At 44.4% G+C, this 888-nt stretch carries 2 protein-coding genes; one reads left to right on the forward strand and one right to left on the reverse strand.

The window, feature by feature from the left end; translation table 11 throughout:
- The coding region (locus A3729_RS07135; RefSeq protein ID WP_369820102.1) for an alpha/beta fold hydrolase at positions 1-272 on the reverse strand (272 nt) is incomplete at its 3' end.
- Between the two features lie 171 nt (positions 273-443).
- On the opposite strand from A3729_RS07135, the gene A3729_RS07140 reads away from it, so the two are divergent.
- A partial coding sequence (locus A3729_RS07140; RefSeq protein ID WP_231877371.1) for a DUF6502 family protein occupies positions 444-888 on the forward strand: 445 nt, incomplete at its 3' end.

The following is an 888-nucleotide window of genomic DNA, read 5'->3' on the forward strand; positions in this document are numbered from 1 at the left end:
TAGGGTGCGTCTATCTTCAAGCCAAACCAGTTTGCCAATACCTGTTTCAACACACGAGGAGCTGCATAGTGATCAAACTTGGTAGAAAGGCCAATATCGCGATTATCAAATCGGATAACGTAATAACCTTCTTCAGCAAGCAGATGACAGAACCGGTCAGGCCAAACAATCATCTGGGCACCTAAACCCATAATCAGAAGTACGGCAGGCCTTTTAGGGTTTCCGAAGGTCTCGTATTCAATACTTACATCGTTACATACAGCTTTAGGCATGGTGACAGCACGGAGGAAAAAACAATAACAATGGGTTTAAGTTTAGATGCCGATCGGAGATACGATGTGAAGGTTTTGTGTCAGTTCGGGCAATACAATTCGGTGGCAATGACCAGTTTGCCTTAGCGAGTTTCACTTGATATTTGTTCATATTGGGAATATATTCCCAATATGAACAAAGAAACGTTAAGCTACAAAAACACCTTAAGCCAATGTGTCATCTTTATGATGAAACCTTTGGTGCGCATACTCCTGAGGTCAGGAGTCGGTTTCTCTGACTTTGCCGAATGGGTAAAACATGCCTATGTGGCCGTTGCAGAAGAAGAGTTCACTGTCGATGGAAAGCCCCAGAGCACCTCTAGAATTTCGATTTTAAGCGGACTTCATCGAAAAGAGGTTGCACGAATTCGTAAAGAACTTGATGAAAGCAAGATTCCCACCACAACCACACCTGCCAACCGGGCAGAGAGAGTCATTAACGCATGGCTTAGGGAGCCGGCTTATAGCCGCGATCAAAACGCACCGCTAGACCTCCCTTTTAGCTCGAGTAACGCTGACACACCAAGTTTTGAGTCTTTAGTCAAAGAATATAGTGGCGATATTCATACAACGACCT

The organism is Oleiphilus sp. HI0043, assembly GCF_001634935.1.